This is a genomic window from Pararcticibacter amylolyticus, assembly GCF_003130405.1.
GTDB classification, from domain to species: domain Bacteria; phylum Bacteroidota; class Bacteroidia; order Sphingobacteriales; family Sphingobacteriaceae; genus Arcticibacter; species Arcticibacter amylolyticus.
In genome coordinates, this window is record NZ_QEAS01000016.1 from 56,933 (window position 1) to 76,002 (window position 19,070).

A 19,070-nucleotide genomic window follows, 5' to 3' on the forward strand; every position below is an offset into this window, starting at 1 on the left:
TTGATACCTGTATACAAAAGGATACTTAAAATGACAGCAGAGGACGAAAAAAGATTTCAGGCAAAGATCCGTGCAATACAGGACACGATGTTTGTAATAGGTGGAAAATGGAAAATCCCTGTTATTCTTTCAATTTACTGCGGCAACAGGCGTTTCAATGATATCCTGGCTTCTATCCCAAGGATTACAAACCGGGTACTATCCAAAGAGCTAAAGCATCTGGAGGAAAATTTATTGATTAGCAGAACAGTCGTCAGTGAATACCCCGTTAGGATCGAATATGCGCTGACAGAGTATTGTCTGAGCATAGATAAGATAGCAAAGCCAATGGAGGAATGGGGCATAGATCACAAAAAGAGATTAGTAAACAAAGTTAAGTTCCGGCAAAATGAGTACCCGGATTGCCGCCAGCTGCACTAAGAGTATTCAGAATGGAAGCTGTCCCTTCCATTTTCGGGACAACATCCATTTTATTAAAAGCTCTTTTCCTGCTTACTTGAATAGCCATTTATTTCTTCACCGGGCCTAAAGGAAGAACAACTCTGCCGGACACCTCGTTGAGAACCTGTGCAATCGCTGTATAGATCGCTATCCCGCCACAAAGAATGCCTTCATAACCGGCGAACATCTTAATTCCGGCACTTTCCGTATAATCGCCAACTGCCAGCAGGATAAACAGCAGGGTGAGCGACCCGAACACCAGCTGAAGGGCGACGCTTTGCTTCAAAGTTGCAAGGAAGAGGAGAAATGTAAATAATCCCCACATCACAAGGTATGCTACCAGGCCGGTAACAGATACAGGCTCTGCCCATCCCAGCTTCGGAAGAACCAGCAGCCCCACAAATGTCAGCCAGAAAAAGCCGTACGAAGTAAAAGCAGTAAACCCGAATGTGTTGTTCTTTTTAGCTTCGACGATACCGGCTATGACCTGCGCAATACCACCATAGAAGATCCCCATGGCCAGGATCATTGAATTCAGCTCAAAGAAACCAGCATTGTGAATATTTAACAAAACAGTGGTCATACCAAACGCAAAAAGGCCGAGCGGTGCCGGATTTGCATAAGAATCTCTCAGAATTACTTCTCTTTCTTCTTTCATTTAATTTTATGATTTTTCCGGCGCGAAAGTAGATGTTCCGGGAGAAGAAAAAAAGGATCTGAATCACGAATTGAAGGAAAATTGATACAACAGTAAAAAAATAACCGCAGCCAGCCTTCTTTACCAGGGCTTCTTGATCCGGGGACGCTTTCCGGCACGGGGTGCTACTTTCTTGGCAATCGCAGTAAAGATGTTCTGTAACATCTCAGATTCCCTCTTACGTTCAGCCTCCGGTATTTCTCTCACTACCGGTACCTCCCGTTTAACACTGATTTCCGCGTCATCAATACTCCCCCCGTCAAGCAGGCCGATCACTCTCTCAGCCTCCTGCTCAGTTGCCATTTCAACGAAACCAAACCTCCTGCTGATCTGCGTTCTTCTGTTGCGCAAAACCTTTGCTGCAACAACAGTCCCGTATTCGCTGAAAATTTCCTTCAATTCCACCTCGTCCATATCCAGGGGGATTCCCCCTATAAAGAGTACACTCATTTCAGTTTTGTTTCTTATTATCAACCGGACCAGGCTCCTGATGCAAAGTCAGCAACTATATTTTGCTCAAGCGGCTGATCCGGATTTTATTAATTTATGCTTTTTCCAGGAGACATTCTATATGTTTCCGGCACGTGATTTTATACGGTACGCAAACGAAAAAGTTTTATTTAACACGCATAATCCAGCGTACAGTGAATGACTGCGGACGATTGTCTATGGCAGTTTGTGTACCACTGTTCAGGTTGACTGACCCCGTGTGTGAATGCGGTGCCATTTGCGATCCGTAGAAATAAGCATTGTGAGTATGATATCCGGCTGAAGAAGTCTGGTTAATTGGCCAGCCTTCACCATCACCGCCGTTATTCTTACCACTCCAGCCTTCCAGCGAGAAGGCCATGACATCTGATATACTATGCGAGTGTTCTCCAGCTCCGGATACGGAGATCGTACCACTAGGAGTTCCGGCAGTCGTCGCCGAGGTTGTAAACGGAAGAGATGTGCCCGGAAGATTAGATGCAGTGAGAGTTGTCGAATTATTCCCAACGGTACCACCAGTACCAGTACTGGAGCCCGTCAGGTAAGATCCGCTGTTCAGATTAGGAATCGTAATTCCGTTCAGAACGCTTTGTGTATCATTTAAAACCTGCCCGTTACATTCTACGAAATTTGGCGATAGCGTAGCACTGCTCAGGAGGTTAGGGAACCAGGCCACTACAGAGCCGACCGGGACCAGGCCAACAGTAAGGGCATTCATCTGCTCCTGGATATTCCTGGTTATTCCACTCAATGACTGAAATTCTGTATTAGTAACAGAACCGTTTGCTACCCTTGCGGCATCAATCGTTGAAGACAACGCTGCTTTCCCGCTGGCATCGGTCATATAAACCTTATTCGCATCCGCCAGGCCTTCAGTTCCCAGCTTTGCCAGTGTTACATTGGCATCGGCAATCTTAACTGTTGTTACAGCAGCATCAGCAATCTTCGCTGTTGTGACAGCGACATCAGAAATTTTAGGTGTCGTTACATTCTGATCTGCGATCTTAACAGTTGTCACTGCATTATCCCGGATGTGATCGGTCGTCACCGCCCGGTTTGCATCCACACTTCCGTCCCAGGCAAGCTTGGCGGATGTAATAGCTTTATCCCTCACGTGATTAGTGGTGACGGCGCGATAAGCATCGACACTGGCATCTGATGAGAGCTTCGCCGAGCTCACAGCATTATTCCGAATGTGGTTAGCTGTCACTGCACGGTTCGCATCCACGCTTCCGTCTGCGGCCAGTTTGTCGGAAGTCACGGCATTATCCTTAATATGATTGGTGCTGACAGCACGGTAAGCATCTATGCTGGCATCGGAGGAAAGTTTGGATGATGTGACGGCATTATTCCGGATATGTTGAGTAGTCACCGCCCTGTTGGCATCAATACTGGCATCCGAAGCAAGTTTGCTTGAAGTAACAGCATTACTTCCTATAGCCAGTTCGCCCGTATTGGAAATCCCGGCGTCCCCGCTCATAGGCATGGCCGTTGCCACTCCTGAAGCGTTTCCTACAAAGATCTGGGCACTTGGAAGGGTGCTGGTACCAAACTCTGAACGGTTTGCCAGCACGGGTGTTCCCGACTCATCTGTGGTATATACTTTATTACCATCACTTGCACCGGCTGTCGCCAGCTTCGCCATCGTTACATTGGCATTGGCGATCTTAACCGTTGTAATAGCCGCATCTGCTAATTTTGCAGCAGAAACAGCCTGGTCCTTTATGTGGTCTGTACCAACGGCCCTGTTGGCGTCGGTGCTGGCGTCTGATGCAAGTTTGGCTGAAGTAACAGCGTTATCCCGGATGTGGTTGGTGGTCACGGCACGATTTGCATCCGTATTAGCGTCAGAGGAGAGTTTAGCCGAAGTTACAGCGTTGTTTTTGATGTGATTGACCGATACAGCACGGTTAGCGTCAGTACTGGCATCAGAAGCAAGTTTAAGCGAAGTGATTGCATTGTTGCCGATAGTGAGGGCTCCCGCATTGGAGATCTTTGCATCTCCCGTTAAAGCAGTTGCAGTAGCCACTCCGGAGGCATTTCCTACTGTGATATAGGCACTTGGCAGCGCGCTGGTAACAAACTCCGAGCGGTTTATCAGCACTGGCGTTCCAAATGCATCTGTGATATACACCTTATTAGCATCATCTGTTCCGCCTGTCGCGAGTTTCGCTACGGTTACATTAGCATCGGCAATCTTGTTCACAGTAACCGCATTGTCGGCAATCTTAGCGGCAACAACAGCATTGTCCCTGATATGATCAGTGGTTACAGCCCTGTTGGCATCTGTACTGGCATCGGAAGCAAGCTTGGATGAGGTAACCGCATTATTCCGGATGTGATTCGTCGTTACAGCACGATTAGCGTCATTAGCAGCGTCAGAAGAAAGCTTTACTGATGTAATGCTGCCATCAACGACTTTACTGGATGTGATACTGCCATCAGCCAGTTTCCCTGTACTTACTGCGTTATCGGCAAGCATACTATTCACCACTTTAGAGGCCCCGATAGCCGTGACGCCGCTTGAATTGAGTGTCACATCGCCCGAAAGAGTTACAGTTTGTGCTCTATTGCTGGCATCTCCCAGCACGATTTGTCCGCTGCTAAGGGAAGAGCTGACAAACTGCGAACGGTCTATCCATACACTGGCCCCGGTTGCATCTGTCGTAAGCACCTTGTTATTACCAGCCCCCAAACCTGCTTTTACCGCCGTTACCGCCTGATCAGCCAGCTTACTGGTTGTCACCTTTCCGTTTACTATACTTACAAGACCAGTCCGGTCAAGCGTAATATCCCCGGATAATGTGACGGCAGCAGCAGTACCTGTTGCATCTCCTACCAGTATCTTGCCATCAGCCAAATTGGTATAGGCAAAAGTCACCCAGGTGAAGTTATTACGAACGTAAAACTTCCCTGTGGTCAGGTCGTAAACAATCATTCCCTCTACTGCATTAACGATGGCTGGGTTTGCTGCATCCAGCAGGTTTGCTACGCGCGGAATCAGAATAGCTTTGTCATTGCCGTTGACCTGCAGGGCGACAGAATGGTTATTTACAGCTGCTGCTGTACCTATAACTGCCCCCTGGGCATTGAGTACGCTCACACTGTCGATCCGGTGTGAGTTCATGTTCAAATCACGGGTCGCCTGGTGTGAGCCAAGGTTGTCCCCGTATTTTTGCTGCGCGAACAGAACGTTACTACAAAAAAGCATGGCGGCTGCAACGCCGCACTTATAAAATTTTATTGAATTCTTCACTCGTGGGTAAATTTGTTGCTGGTGCCTGTTTACGGGTTCGATTAACTGGAGTTACGAAAAAAATGCGTTTTAAGCATACTGAGCGTGTTTTTAAGAAAATCTTGCGGTTGAAAACTACCTGTATTTGCCCGTAATCAACTCATTTGATGCAGGTTGCAACCTGTCGCATTTAGCCCTTCAGATGTCGCTATTATACTCACTGATTCTAAAGCTTAGCGGTATTTTTGTAAAGTTCAATATGCGAAGCAGCGAAGCATTCATCTGCCCTCTTTACAGCATGAACAAACAAACATACACGATTGACAAAACCAATGGAAGAAAGGAAGACAGACACCCATGCCGTGCAAACCCCGGCTCTTAACAAACCTTTGCTATGGCAGGAGCTTAAGAACGCCATCATCGGAATTGAGGCAGATTATACCACCATACATCTGAAACGGGCCATCTTTTTATTAGCTGTTCCCATGATACTTGAACTGGTAATGGAATCGGCCTTTGCCGTAGTCGACATCTATTTTGTCGGAAAACTGGGAGCTTCAGCAGTAGCGACAGTGGGATTGACTGAAACTTACCTGTTCCTTTTGTATTCGATTGCGATGGGCCTCTCGACAGCAGTAATGGCGATCGTATCGAGGCGTATAGGAGAAAAGAAACCCGAGGCAGCAGCAGTAGCGGCGGTTCAGGCCATTTTCCTGGCTTTCTTTGCATCGGTGCCTTTTGCTGTGGCAGGTATCTTTTTCAGCAAGGAACTCCTCGCTTTTATGGGGGCCGATCAGTGGGCCATTGAAAATGGCTACCGGTATACTCAATGGATGCTGGGAAGTAATATCGTCATTGTATTGCTTTTTATGATCAACGCAGTTTTCCGCGGAGCCGGTGACCCCGCTGTATCCATGCGTATACTCTGGATCTCAAATGGGATCAATATGCTGTTGTGCCCTTTGCTGATCATGGGCTGGGGACCTGTACCTGCAATGGGAATAGAAGGTGCAGCAATCGCTACTACCATCGGCCGTGGTACAGGAGTACTGGTACAATTCTGGCTGCTGTTCAGGGGAGGAAAACATATCCGGGTCAGCCGCAGCCAGATCCGCTGGGACGGTTCAGTTTTTACAGGCATTCTGCGCACAGGTCTGGGTGGTATGGGACAGATGATCATTGCGATGACTTCCTGGATATTCCTGATGCGCATACTGGCAGAAGTAGGAAGCACAGCGGTGGCCGGGGCAACCATCGCCATGCGTATCATGATGTTCACTATGATGCCTGCATGGGGAATGGCCAACGCTGCAGCAACACTGGTGGGTCAGAACCTCGGCGCCGGCAACCCTGACCGCGCAGAATCGGCTGTTTGGAAAACAGGCTTCTATAACATGATTTTCCTGCTGGGAGTGTCTCTGGTGTATTTTTTCTTTAATGAAAATCTCATGCAGGTATTTACAAAAGAAAAGCAGGTGATCGCTGTCGGTGCTGAGTGGCTTCGTATACTCTCCTTCTCTTATTTTGTGTATGGATGGTGGATGGTTTCCACCTCGGCCTTTAATGGCTCCGGTGACACCAAAACACCCACCTTGATCAACCTGGTATTTTTCTGGCTCATACAGATTCCGCTCTCTTACTTCCTGGCCATCCATCAGGATATGGAGGAACTGGGAGTATTCTGGGCTGTATTTTTCTCAGAAACTTCCGTCGGGATATTCACATTGCTGCTTTTCAGAAGAGGCAGGTGGAAAGAGACCCGGGTATAGAATGCCATCGCCACTTCCCGCATCAGATGAAATTAAGAATAATGTAAAACTCGAGACTTGCCATTGCCAACCATAAAAAGGTTCCCTGCAGAAAAGGCCTGACTCCAACGGAGAGAAAAGTACGTCTTGAAAGTCCGGAACCGATCAGAAACAGGGTGAGAGTAAGACCCATTTTCGCAATCTGTACAAGGTAAGGGTATATAATATCCAGGGACCGGATATATGTATTCGCAGCCATAGCTAAAACAAACAACAGGATAAAATACGGGATCTTCACTTTTTGGGAAGATGTCTTAAAAAAATAGTTCGAAAGAAGTGCAACCGGGATTATCCAGAGAGCCCGGGCCAGCTTCACACTGGTAGCTATCTCAAGTGCCTGGGCTCCGTACTTTGAAGCTGCCCCTACCACCGAACTGGTGTCATGGATGGCAATAGCGCACCATAAACCGAACTGGGTTTGAGACAGATGAAAATAATGGCCAATGGCAGGAAAGACAAGAAGAGCGATAGAATTAAGCGTGAAAACGCATCCAAGTGCAACAGAAATATCTTTTTCTCTTGCTTTGATAACAGGAGAAATAGCTGCAATGGCGCTTCCCCCGCATATTGCCGTACCGTTTGAAATCAGATAAGAAGTCTTCTTTCCTACTTTGAAAAATTTCCCGGCCAGGTATCCGATAATCAGTGTAACTGTAATCGAGCCGATAGTAAACAACAAGCCCTCTCCACCGGCTTTTATGGCATGGTGAATATTCATACCAAAACCAAGGCCTACTACCGACAGCTGCAGGAGAAAGTGAGTAGCTTTCTGATTGAGATGAGAATAAGGGTGCCCGGAGATCTGGGCAACAGCAATTCCCAGAAAAAGTGCAAATGCCGGCCCTGCAAATGGCATTAAAGACAACAGGATACAGAGAATAAAAACGACTTTCTGCATCCCTGGCTTCATAACAACAAGATGATCGCGTGTATGATGGGTATCCATAGAATTTATTTTAAGCCCAAAACTGGGGCTTTTAAAGACTGGATTTTCATCATCAATCTGAATAGTTGATAACCAAAAATTATTAAACGGGAATCAGAGGCAGATCTCAGGTGATCTTATGATCATTATACCAGTCAGATGAGTTCTTATGAACAAACTCAATAAAAAGGTCAGCAAGCTTTGAAGGCTGCCCATGCTGAACAGCAATCTGCAGCGGGCGTTCAATGTTCAGGGATTCGACATCAATAACCCGCAGCTCCCGGTGCTTAAGTTCTTTAAAAATAGCGTGTACGGAGATAAATGCCAGGCAATCGCTTTTGGCTAAATAGCTTTTAATGCCTTCCGTACTGCCCAGCTGCATCTCAATATTCAGGTCATTCAGCCTGAGACCAAAAGGCTTCAGGGCGTGGGCTATTACTTCCAGCGTTCCTGATCCCGGCTCGCGCATCAGCAAGGGATAACGGGTCAGTTCATCAATGCTTAGTGTATCTTTTTTAAAGGCATGAAAATGACTGGGGCATACCAGGACTATTTCATCGTTCAGGTACCCGGAATAATGGATCCGTGGTTTTTTAGAAAGTCCTTCGATAAAACCTACTTCTATCTGTTTGTTTATCAATGCCTGTTCGATCTCTTCTGTATTTCCGCTGATCATACTGACCCTTATATCCCGGAACTTTTTATGAAAGCCCGCCAGCAGCGACGGCAGCAGGTACTGAGCGATAGTTGTGCTGGCCCCGATCCGTAATGTCCCCGAATATTTGTCCCTCAGCATACTCATATCATATTCCAGGTCCCTTGAAAGACTTAATATCTGCTCGGCGTATTTCAGGAGCAGCATACCAGCGGGTGTGATACTCACTTTACTATTGCCGCTGCGTTCAAACAGCGGAGATTTATAAAAGTCCTCCAGTTCCCTGATATGTTTGGTAACGGCAGGCTGGCTGATAAACAGCTCAGATGCAGCCCTGGTAAAACTCAGCCTTTGAGCGACGGTATAGAATACTTTCAGTCTGAAATCGAACATTTTGCTAAGGTAAAGAAAGCTGATGGTTCTCCTCTGTTCAGGGATACTATTAAAATGGATAAGCGTACAATTGACAGGGATGTTGCCAGACGCAAATTGTATAATATTACGCCGTTTACTACTAATTTGTGTATTTTTGATTGATAAGCCGGCCAATTAACAACTATAGTAATTCCTGCTGCCTCCCGTTATGAAGCTACTGAAAGCCCATGTTTTCTTATTGTTTATTTTTCTGTTCAGATCTCCGCTTTTACTGGGACAGAGATCTGAGGCCGTTGATCATCTTGGCATCGAAAACGGCTTATCCAACAGCGCTGTGCGGAGCTTCTTCCAGGACAGCAATGGCTTTATGTGGATCGGAACAAACGATGGACTTAACCGCTATGACGGTTATGAGTTCAGGATTTTCAGAAGCAGCGATGGAGATACCACCAGTATCATACAAAACTGGATCAATGTTATTGCTGAGGATAAAGAACAACGCCTCTGGATCGGGACACATGGCGGAGTGAGCATTTACAATGGTCTGACCGGCCATTTCTCTCCCGTTTACTACCAGGCGAAAGGCTCTGACCCTAAAAAGCTGGTGAAGAATACGGAGGATATCAAATTTGATAAAAGCGGGAATGCGTTTCTCCGGGTGACAGGTGAATGTCTTGTTCTGTTTGAGAATAACGATTACCGGAGCGGCAGGATTATTCCGCTAAAAAACACCGGGCATAACTATAATTTGCAGGCTATTTGTATTACAGCCGACCAGTCCGTCTGGGCTTTTGTGGAAGGGAAAGGTCTTTGCAGGTATGACCGGAAAAAGAAACAATTACAGGTTGTGAATAATACACACCAGAGTGCATCCAAGCTCCTGTTTCACAACAACTTTCTCTGGATGAGTACCTCTGCAGGCATTGAAAGGTATAACATTGCTGAAAATGTGTACGACCGGCACTACGGCAAAACTGAAAGTATGCTTTCTTCAACACGTGTCTCGGCCATCATGACCGGAAACAACGATGAACTATGGATTGCGACAGATGGCGGGGGGATTAATATTTTAAACGAAAAGACAAGCAAGTTCAGCTATATCAACAGCGGAGACGGAAAGCGTTCAATAGCCAGCAATGCTGTACTGGCTCTTTACAAGGATAAGAGATCACGCATCTGGATTGGAACCTACCGGGGCGGCCTGAACATTATAGACCCTTACAAATCAGGCTTTGTAAATATTAAACATGAAACGGGTAACCGTAACAGCCTGGCAAATAACTTTGTACTGTCAATATGCGAGCAGGATCCCGAAAACTTATGGATAGGTACTGACGGCGGCGGCGTCAGCCTCTTAAACAGGAAGGATAACCTGTTTACAAATTTCGTTCATCAGCCTGATAACCAGGCCTCGCTCGGTGGAAATTCGATCACCGGCATCAGGAAAGATTCTAATGGTAATATATGGCTTGCATCCTACGACGGGTGCATTAGCAGATACATCCCCACTACCAGGTCCTTTGAACGATATTATGCATATGCGGGCTCCAGGAAACTGACAAATGCAACATTCTGGCTGATATATGAAGACCGGAAAAGAAACCTCTGGGCAGGCGATCTCCAGTACGGCCTGTTCCTTTTTAACAGGAAAACGAATCGTTTTGAGCTGTTTGATTCAAAGTTACGGGATGTCCTGGTGCTTTATGAAGATGGACAAGGACAGCTCTGGGGGGGAGAATGGAACGAGATCGTTCGGATCAACCCGGCCACCAGAAAATACAAACGCTATAAAACAGGTTACTCTGTACGCTCAGTTTTTGAGGATAAAAAAGGAAGATTCTGGATAGGTACTGAGGGTGGCTTGATGCTGTTTGACCGCAAACAGAATAAGATTTTAAAAAGGTATACTTCCGATGATGGACTTGCGAACAACCATATTATGAACATCCTGGGCGACAAGGCAGGCAATCTGTGGTTAAGCACTTATAATGGGCTGTCAAAGTTTGACATACCCGGTCAGACTTTTAAAACCTATTCAACAGGCGACGGATTACCTGAAAAGGAATTCAACTATAATGCTGCAGCAACCTTATCTTCTGGTGAACTGGCATTCGGAAATGTCAGAGGCCTGACCCTGTTTTACCCTGAGAAAGTATCCCAGAGGAGATCGAATCCCGACCTTGTTTTTACAGGTGTGTCTATAAATAATACACCTGCCGGATTATCCGGATATATCACAGAAACGAGCGGCAGCTCGGTGAAAGAGATCAGGGTACCACACGACCAGGCAATTTTTACATTTAATTTTACCGCGATTGATTTCCCTTATACAGAACATATTAACTACCGGTACAGGCTGCTGAACCGTGATCACCAATGGAATAATGGGGGTAGCGCACGAAGTGTGTCATATGCACGCCTGGATCCGGGCACCTATGACTTCCAGGTGAATTGCACCAATAAAGACGGCCAATGGGAAAAAAAGAGCATTTCTATCCGGATCATTGTTTCCCCGCCCTGGTACCAAAGCTGGCTTGCTTATCTCATTTACATTATTGCCGCTATTGCCTGCCTTTACGGATATGTCACCTATCGTGTGCGCCAGACCCGCCTGAAATATGAGATCCTGATTGCCCGAGAAAATGAAAAGAAACAGAGAGCGCTGCAGGAAAAGGAACGGGAGATCTATCATAACAGGCTCGACTTTTTCACAAGCATCACCCATGAGTTCCGTACACCGCTTTCTTTAATCATCAATCCGGTTAAAGATATGATGATGCGTGATCAGAATAATGATGATAAAGATCTGAAGATCGTTTTCCGTAACGCCCGCCGTTTGCTTAGCCTGGTCGACCAGCTCCTTCTATTCAGAAAAGCTGACTCCGGAGCAGGAGAAATGAGAGTGACCGCCCTGAACATTGCCGAGCTCTGTACCGAAGTATTCCACTGTTTTAGCCAGCAGGCCAAAGCAAACGGAATAAATTACGAACGTGTGAATACGGATAAAAACATCCTGGTGTTCGGTGATCGCGAAAAGCTTGAAATTATCCTTTTTAACCTTATCTCGAACGCCATAAAGTTTACCCCGCCGGGAGGAAATGTATCTCTGAGTGTGGTTGAAAAGCCAAACACTGTAAGCATACAGGTTCAGGATACTGGTTGTGGAATTGCAGGCCGGGAAGGCGAGAGCATTTTTGAGAAATTCTATCAATCGGGAACAAAGGGCAGGCCCGAAAAAGCGGGATTCGGTGTAGGCTTATACCTCGCCCGCCTGTTTGCAAACAAACATCAGGCAAGCCTGAATTATAAGAGCGAAGTAGATAAGGGCACAATGTTTACACTAACCCTGAAAAAAGGAAAAGCTCACTTTGACCCTGATCTGATTTCGGAAGATACCATAACAGAATCACCCATTTTAGAGGAGCTTCTCGCCGACGACAGTAACATGGATGCCGCTGAACGTTCCGTCGGCGAAACGTTTAAAGCGGATGATATTTTCACGGAACGGAAAACGATACTGGTGATTGATGATGACAAAGACATACGCCGGTATATAAATACAGTCTTTCAGCCTGACTATATCGTGTACGAAGCAGGCGATGGTGAAACCGGCATGTTAATGGTGAAAGAAAAGACTCCTGACCTGGTAATTTGTGACGTCATGATGCCGCGCATGAGTGGCATTGAGTGGTGCAGCTGGCTGAAAAATGACCCGGCATACGCCTATATTCCTGTCATATTACTGACGGCGAGCCTCTCTTCGGAAAATAAGCTCAAAGGCATCGACTGCGGTGCGGATGACTATATAGGCAAACCATTTGAAAAAGATTTGCTGGTGGCACGGGTAGCTAACCTTTTAAATATCCGCAATAACCTCCGCAGCTACTTCTACAACGAAATTACGCTTAAAACAAACTCCGTCGCCATCTCCGAAGAGTATAAAGCCTTCATGCAAAAATGCATGGAAGTGGTGGAAGCACATTTAACCGACCCCCAGTTTAATATCAAGGTGCTGGCCAGAGAAATAGGCATGAGCCATTCAAATTTGTACCGCAAGGTTAAGTCTTTATCCGGGTATACCGTTACAGCATTTATTCGCCTTATCCGTTTACGAAAGGCAGCAGAGATGCTTATTAATACAGATTACAATATCAACCAGGTTGCCCTCGAAACAGGGTTTAACAATATTAAATATTTCCGCAGCCAGTTCGTCAAATTGTTTGGTGTCAATCCTTCTGACTTTGCCCGCCGTAATAAACCTGTATTTCAAAAACGGATTAACATAAAGCTTTAGAAAAAGGGCAGTTACAAAGGTTATTATTAAAGCAGAGAAAAGCCGCTTATATGCCCTCAGCGGGGCTTTACAGTATTTTTGCTTAAAAAATACCTTATAATTGCTTGATTTGTACCCCTCCTTTTTTGCAATTAAGAGCCATGTTTGCTTCAACTAAAAACTAAATTATGTATAAAGGTTTACAAAGAAAATTTCCTTCACCATCTACAGATACCTGAGGTGTCTACTAAAGGCAGCAAACGATCTGTCACTTTTCTTCAATAAGCGATCCAGTTTCTCTCGCTCTTGAACAACTATTTAACCAATTGAGCTATTAGCAGGGATATGCTTATTCCCTTCTGATGCTCCTATCATTCATTTAATCTTTTAGGTATATATCAATGGAAATATATCAGAACAGTAAAAGTAGAAAGGCCAACCATTATAAAGACATCCTGCCGGCCGGAAGCCTTATATTGATTTTAGTCCTTTATACAACGACAGGGCTTTACGCCGGTAATGATACCTTCTCTAGGGTAAAAAAATCGTTCTCAATATCCCTGGCAAAAGAGGAAATAACCGGGATGGTCAAAGACGAAACAGGGCAGCCGATACCCGGCGCCAGTGTAAAAATTAAAGGAACCACCACAGGCGCGGTAACAGACGTAAACGGTAAGTTTAAAATAGCCGCAGACAGAGGGGCGGTACTTGTCTTCTCCTTTATCGGCTCCGAAAGTAAAGAAGTCCAGGTAAGAGACAACCAGCCGATAAATGTAACATTAAAAGCGCTGCAAACTTCCCTGACGGAAGTAGTCGTAAACGGCTATACATCTCAGCGGAGATCAAATGTTACAGCAGCTATCAGTACCGTTTCAGGAAAAGAGCTGTTAAAATCACCCGTTACAAACGTGACCCAGGCGCTGGCAGGAGTTGTCCCCGGGCTGATCGTGCAGCAATCGCAGGGACGGGCCGGTATTAATTCTGCCAACTTATATATTCGGGGACGGGTATCCCCGACCGCTACAGCCCTGATCATTGTAGACGGGGTGGAGAGAAGCAGCTTCGGCGATATCGACCCCAATGAAATAGAAAGTATCAACGTATTGAAAGATGCTTCTTCAACTGCTCTGTATGGTTTAAAGGGAGCAAACGGGGTATTTGTCATTACCACAAAAAGAGGAAAAGAAGGGCCTGCCAGGGTCAGCTTCAATATAAACCAGGGCATCTTAACCGCCACTGAGAGGCCTGACATTCTCCCCGCCTATGAGAGCGCCATGCTGTATACCGAGGGTCAGAAAAATATCGGCGAAACCCGCAACTTTACGGATGAGGATCTGCAAATATTTAAAGATGGCACCGGAGATCCGCTATTATACCCAAACGTTGACTGGTATTCGGCACTGGTGAGGGACAGCTGGACACAAAACCAGCAGAATGTTACTGTTTCCGGGGGTACGGGCAGAATAAAATATTTTACATCATTTGGCCATCAGTTTGAAGACGGGAACTTCAAAGAGTTTAAAACGCCCCTGGATTATAGCACTACCCCCAGCTATAACAGGTATAATTTCAGGGCGAGAGTGAGCTTTGATATCAGCAAAACAACGAATTTCGAGGTCAATCTTGCCGGGCGTAATGAGCACAGGTACAGTCTTTCGGGATACAGCGAATACAACGATCCTGCCGGTGTGGTCAGCAACGGCATAGAAGGACTTGTAGGGCGTTCGCTGAAGATACCGGCATGGGGCCTCCCCTTTTTCCCTGAATATACAAACTCCACAGATCCCGCTGTTATAGCGCTCGACAATACTTATAATCACATTGTGAATATGGCCTTGCTGGGCACAAACAGCTACAATCCATACTCCTATATCACCTACGGCGGTTATGCATTCACCGATACCAATATCGGGGAAAGTGTTTTTACACTGGATCAAAAACTCGACTTCATTACGCCGGGCCTATCCGTAAAAGGACAGTTTGGATATGATTCTAATTTTATTTCAGGCAAGCTCCAGCGCGGAAGCATTGGCTCTTTTAACCTCGACCGCTCTACAAAGCAGCTGAGCCCCTATTCATCCACATACAACGACTATCTAGGCAATCCGGCCTACACACGCAGTGGTTATAATAAAACGAACCTCCAGTTATTCATCAACTACTCACATAGCTTTGATAAGCATAACGTGAGTGCCAACATCATCGGGCAGCGCGAACTGAGAGGGGCGACCGATGCAAGCGCTCCGTTTGCTAACCAGGGCATCGTTTCGCAGGTGATGTATAATTATGCCAATAAGTACTTCTTCACAGGCAGCGCCACCTATAACGGTTCTGAAAACTACGCGAAGGATTACCGGTACGGTTTTTTTCCATCTCTCTCTGTCGGGTATAATATCGCCAATGAAGAATTCATGAACTCTGTTACCTGGTTAAGTATGCTGAAGGTAAGAGGGTCTGTCGGCCGGGTAGGTATCCCGAGTCCGGGCACCGGGCGCTTCTATTACCAGGACAAATTTGGTGCTGGTTCAAATGTCCCCTTCGGCAATCCAAACAGCAGCTTCAGCGCTCCGACTTACACACAAACTCAGTATGGAAACCCGATGGTCTCTTTCGAGACTTCACTCAAAAGAAACCTGGGCCTCGACCTGTCCATGTTTAAAGATAAACTTTCCGTTACGGCTGATATATTCGACGACCGCAGGTCAGATATCCTGACCAGCCGCTCAAATACCAGCTTTAGCTCTTATGGAGCTTCAGTGCCAAGTGTAAATTATGGCGTAAACTATAATCATGGTTATGAGGCAACGGCAACATATCAGAACCGGGACCATAAGCTTACCTACTCCGTTACAGGAAATATGAGCTTTTCACGGAATAAACGCGAGGTTCTGGATGAAGCGCCGGGTACATTATCTAATTTAAAGGTGACCGGAACACCCATCGGTACCTATTATGGCTATCATGTTTTAGGTTATTACCAGGATCAGGCTGACATTGATGCTAATCCGGTTAACAACTTAAAGGGCGTAAAGTCAATTCCGGGCGATTTGAAATTCGCTGACGTTAACGGAGACGGGCAGATTACGACAAACGACAGGATGCCTATAGGATATTCCAACATTCCAGAGTATAATTTCGGACTGAATCTGCAGCTGGGTTACAAAGGGTTCCAGCTATCTGTATTGTTCAATGCCGTTGATCACGTAAGTTCTGACCTCATTTTCTACAGCGGCGGCTTAAATCAATACTACGCGCCGATGATGGGCAGATGGACGCCGGATAATCCAAATCCGACCTGGCCCGCCATGCGCCCGGCACTTTCTCCCAACCCTAATGAAAATGTAAACGACTTTTTCCTGCAGGATGCGTCGTATGTCAAGCTGCGCAACGCACAGTTAAGCTATTCAGTTCCCGCTAAACTGCTTCGTAAATATAAAATAAGCAATCTCTCTTTAATACTAAGCGGGCAGAACTTGATTACATGGACAAAATTCTATGGAGTTGATCCGGAAAATAACATTTCCGGCGGCACCTATAACTACAATACTACGGTGGTGCCCACAACCAGGGTATTTAATCTGGGTTTAAATCTTTCTTTCTAAAGCTTTAAAAAAATTGATATGAAAACAATTAAGCTTTTACTCCTCTGCATCAGTATACTATGCGCTTCAGCGTGCAAAAAGGATTTCCTTCAGCGCGACGTCGGTGTGCAAATGACACTCGATGAAGTGTTTGCGAATCCGCTTCAGGCATCACGCTACGCAGATAATACATATACTTTCAGTCTCAATGACTATGGCCGTCTTAACGGGTATAAAGGCATGGTATCGGAATTTACAGATGAATCAATAACGAATGCCATTCAGGCCGAAATCACCCCGATGAACCAGGGAAACTTTCTCGATCCCGGTGCCACCGATGTTACCAGTATTTACACGCAGATGTACAAAGGTATCCGCAATGCCAACGTCGTGTTAGCCAACCTCGATAAAACACCTTGGACTTCAGAGTACAACGCAAATTATATCCGGGGTGAGCAACTGTACCTCCGTGCCTATTTCTATTCGGAACTGATAAAACGCTATGGAGGCGTGGTGTTGCTTACTGAACCACAAAGCTTTACTGAAGCAGCAAGTGATCCGGAACGCAGTTCATTTGATGAAACCCTTGCCCGAATATTGAGCGATCTGGATGAAGCGATTACTTTACTGCCGCAAACGAATAACGACTGGCCCAATCCTGCAGCCCAGGCCAACAGGGCAACCGGTGCAGCAGCACTTGCATTAAAAACCCGTATGCTCATGCTGGCAGCAAGCCCTCTCTGGAACACGTCAAATGATGTTTCCAGGTGGCAGAAGGCCGCTGACGCTGCCAGGGCGATTATGAATATGAACAGATTCTCCCTTGAACCCAGTTATGCTAATGTGCTGCAGGTCTCTACGTCTAACGAATATATCAGGATATGGCCGCGTGCACCGCGTTCTTATATCGGGACTTACATCAGCGACTTCCTGGTTCCAACAAGTTATGGCGGTGCCCAGTCAAACATGTCCGTCACCCAAAACCACGTCAATCTGTATGAAATGAACAATGGGAAGCCGATCACCGATCCGGCATCGGGATATGATCCGCAAAAGCCATACACGAACCGCGATCCGCGGTTCTATGTCAATATCCTCTATAATGGCGCCACCTGGCAGGGACGTGCTGTTCAAACCTGGCAGACTGCGCCCAACAGTTCAGGATCGGTTACCTACGGCACCGACATTAACGCCTCCAGTACATTCACCAAAACGAGTTATTACCTGAAACGGCTATGGCCGGAAACAGCTAAGGCTGGCTCCACTGCAAGTGCTTTATTGAATTTTGTCTTTTATCGTTACGCTGAAGTGCTGCTGAATTTTGCAGAATCACAAAATGAAGCTACGGGTCCCGGCACCGAAGTTTATAATGCCGTAGATGCGGTCAGGCTACGGGCCGGAATGCCAAAACTTCCCGAAGGACTCAGCCAGGCGCAAATGCGCGACAGGATCAGGAACGAACGTGCAGTAGAATTTGCATTTGAAGATATGCGGTGGTGGGATATCCTGCGCTGGAAAAAAGGACCTGAAATTGTGGCTCAGCCCATGAAAGCCATACTTGTAGTAAAAAACGCCGACGGCAGCTTTACATATACTCAAACGGATCTGCCTGCCTATCAGAAAGTTTTTACTGACAGGATGTACCTCTATCCCATTCCTCAGAACGAAATGAACAAAACAGCCGGGAAGCTTCAGCAAAATCCGGGGTGGTAAATCTCATAGTTTCTACATTTAAATCTGAATAAAATGATAAAATATATAAAGTGTTTAGGTGTGTTGCTCGGCTTTGTCATGCTAACAAGCACCAAAGACCAGGCTCAGATACGCCAGACATCCGGTGGCGCTGTTCCGGATATGAAGGAAGATACCACTGTTTTTGATGAATATATCGATATTCCATTTGCAAAGCGCACAAGGAGGCAGTTAAACTATGGTTACAGTGCAATAAAGGCTGATGATCTTCCCAAAACACAGGTAACCAATATGGTCTCTGTGCTGGGTGGACGCTTAAGTGGTTTGCTGGTTATGCAAAACGGAAATAAGCCCGGCACGGGCAATGCTGCATTGCAGGTACGGGGAAAGTCTTCCTACGCACAGGGATCCTCCCCTGTCGTTCTGATAGACGGCGTAGAACGCGATTTATCAAACATAGATCCGAACGAAATAGAAAGTGTCACGGTCTTAAAAGACGCAGCAGCACTTAACTGGTATGGATTAAACGCTGGAAACGGTGCAATACTGGTAACCACCCGGCATGGAAAAGCGAATCAGAATTATATTGATTTCACCGCTCAGGCGGGTTTCCAGCAGGCTTACAATGTCATAAAGCCCTTAAATTCGTATGATTTCGCTTCGTTATATAACCAGGGCCTGAGCAATGCCGGCCAGTCGCCTGCCTATGCTCAAGCAGCTTTAGATGCTTATCGCGATCATACCGATCCGTATCTCTACCCTGATAACAATTACACAGGCCGCTTTTTAAGAAACAGCGCACCGGGCCAGCGTTACGCTCTGGCACTTGGAGGAGGGGGTGAAAGAATCCGCTATTATACGACGATAGGTTTTGTGAACCAGGACGGACTATTTAAAGA

The 19,070-nt window shown here is 46.2% G+C and carries 11 protein-coding genes; 6 read left to right on the forward strand and 5 right to left on the reverse strand.

Annotation, left to right across the window (positions count from 1 at the left end; all coding sequences use genetic code 11):
- The first annotated feature begins 30 nt into the window (after nt 1-30).
- The gene (locus DDR33_RS18140; RefSeq protein ID WP_109417227.1) at nt 31-420 is read left to right on the forward strand and encodes a winged helix-turn-helix transcriptional regulator; all 390 of its coding nucleotides are present in this window, start codon (nt 31-33) and stop codon (nt 418-420) included.
- Between the two features lie 88 nt (nt 421-508).
- Here DDR33_RS18140 and DDR33_RS18145 read toward each other — a convergent pair whose 3' ends face one another.
- The 3 genes from DDR33_RS18145 to DDR33_RS18155 all read right to left on the reverse strand — a co-directional run bounded on the left by DDR33_RS18145 (nt 509) and on the right by DDR33_RS18155 (nt 4,883).
- Complete coding sequence (locus DDR33_RS18145; protein ID WP_109417228.1) at nt 509-1,099, reverse strand: acetate uptake transporter; 591 nt, start codon at nt 1,097-1,099, stop codon at nt 509-511.
- Between the two features lie 120 nt (nt 1,100-1,219).
- Nucleotides 1,220-1,588 carry an RNA recognition motif domain-containing protein gene (locus tag DDR33_RS18150; protein WP_146198807.1) on the reverse strand — a complete coding sequence of 123 codons (369 nt, stop codon included), beginning with the start codon at nt 1,586-1,588 and terminating at the stop codon, nt 1,220-1,222.
- Between the two features lie 166 nt (nt 1,589-1,754).
- Entirely contained in the window at nt 1,755-4,883 is a 3,129-nt protein-coding gene (locus DDR33_RS18155; RefSeq protein WP_109417230.1) for a beta strand repeat-containing protein, read from the reverse strand.
- A 311-nt stretch (nt 4,884-5,194) separates the two neighbouring features.
- On the opposite strand from DDR33_RS18155, the gene DDR33_RS18160 reads away from it, so the two are divergent.
- On the forward strand, nt 5,195-6,631 hold the full coding sequence (locus DDR33_RS18160) for an MATE family efflux transporter (protein WP_109417231.1): 1,437 nt from the start codon (nt 5,195-5,197) through the stop codon (nt 6,629-6,631).
- A 22-nt stretch (nt 6,632-6,653) separates the two neighbouring features.
- Here DDR33_RS18160 and DDR33_RS18165 read toward each other — a convergent pair whose 3' ends face one another.
- Both DDR33_RS18165 and DDR33_RS18170 read right to left on the reverse strand, forming a co-directional pair.
- Nucleotides 6,654-7,616, reverse strand: coding sequence for a YeiH family protein (locus DDR33_RS18165; protein WP_109417232.1), 963 nt, complete (start codon nt 7,614-7,616; stop codon nt 6,654-6,656).
- A 106-nt stretch (nt 7,617-7,722) separates the two neighbouring features.
- Nucleotides 7,723-8,643 carry a LysR family transcriptional regulator gene (locus DDR33_RS18170; protein ID WP_109417233.1) on the reverse strand — a complete coding sequence of 307 codons (921 nt, stop codon included), beginning with the start codon at nt 8,641-8,643 and terminating at the stop codon, nt 7,723-7,725.
- Between the two features lie 190 nt (nt 8,644-8,833).
- Between DDR33_RS18170 and DDR33_RS18175 the strand changes: the two genes are divergently transcribed.
- From DDR33_RS18175 to DDR33_RS25945, 4 genes are all read left to right on the forward strand, one after another.
- On the forward strand, nt 8,834-12,919 hold the full coding sequence (locus tag DDR33_RS18175; protein ID WP_109417234.1) for a hybrid sensor histidine kinase/response regulator: 4,086 nt from the start codon (nt 8,834-8,836) through the stop codon (nt 12,917-12,919).
- Nucleotides 12,920-13,299: 380 nt separating this feature from the next.
- Entirely contained in the window at nt 13,300-16,500 is a 3,201-nt protein-coding gene (locus DDR33_RS18180) for a SusC/RagA family TonB-linked outer membrane protein (protein WP_109417235.1), read from the forward strand.
- An 18-nt stretch (nt 16,501-16,518) separates the two neighbouring features.
- Nucleotides 16,519-18,192 carry a RagB/SusD family nutrient uptake outer membrane protein gene (locus DDR33_RS18185; RefSeq protein ID WP_109417236.1) on the forward strand — a complete coding sequence of 558 codons (1,674 nt, stop codon included), beginning with the start codon at nt 16,519-16,521 and terminating at the stop codon, nt 18,190-18,192.
- Between the two features lie 33 nt (nt 18,193-18,225).
- Nucleotides 18,226-19,070, forward strand: an 845-nt coding sequence (locus tag DDR33_RS25945; RefSeq protein WP_158280802.1) for a TonB-dependent receptor plug domain-containing protein, incomplete at its 3' end; no start/stop codon positions are given.

Excerpts from the sequence above, each read along its gene's own strand:
- DDR33_RS18185 (WP_109417236.1), top strand. The coding sequence starts at position 16,519 with ATGAAAACAATTAAGCTTTTACTCCTCTGCATCAGTATACTATGCGCT.
- DDR33_RS18175 (WP_109417234.1), top strand. The coding sequence starts at position 8,834 with ATGAAGCTACTGAAAGCCCATGTTTTCTTATTGTTTATTTTTCTGTTC.
- DDR33_RS18150 (WP_146198807.1), bottom strand. The coding sequence starts at position 1,588 with ATGAGTGTACTCTTTATAGGGGGAATCCCCCTGGATATGGACGAGGTG.
- DDR33_RS18165 (WP_109417232.1), bottom strand. The coding sequence starts at position 7,616 with ATGGATACCCATCATACACGCGATCATCTTGTTGTTATGAAGCCAGGG.
- DDR33_RS18160 (WP_109417231.1), top strand. The coding sequence starts at position 5,195 with ATGGAAGAAAGGAAGACAGACACCCATGCCGTGCAAACCCCGGCTCTT.
- DDR33_RS18180 (WP_109417235.1), top strand. The coding sequence starts at position 13,300 with ATGGAAATATATCAGAACAGTAAAAGTAGAAAGGCCAACCATTATAAA.
- DDR33_RS18140 (WP_109417227.1), top strand. The coding sequence starts at position 31 with ATGACAGCAGAGGACGAAAAAAGATTTCAGGCAAAGATCCGTGCAATA.
- DDR33_RS18145 (WP_109417228.1), bottom strand. The coding sequence starts at position 1,099 with ATGAAAGAAGAAAGAGAAGTAATTCTGAGAGATTCTTATGCAAATCCG.
- DDR33_RS18170 (WP_109417233.1), bottom strand. The coding sequence starts at position 8,643 with ATGTTCGATTTCAGACTGAAAGTATTCTATACCGTCGCTCAAAGGCTG.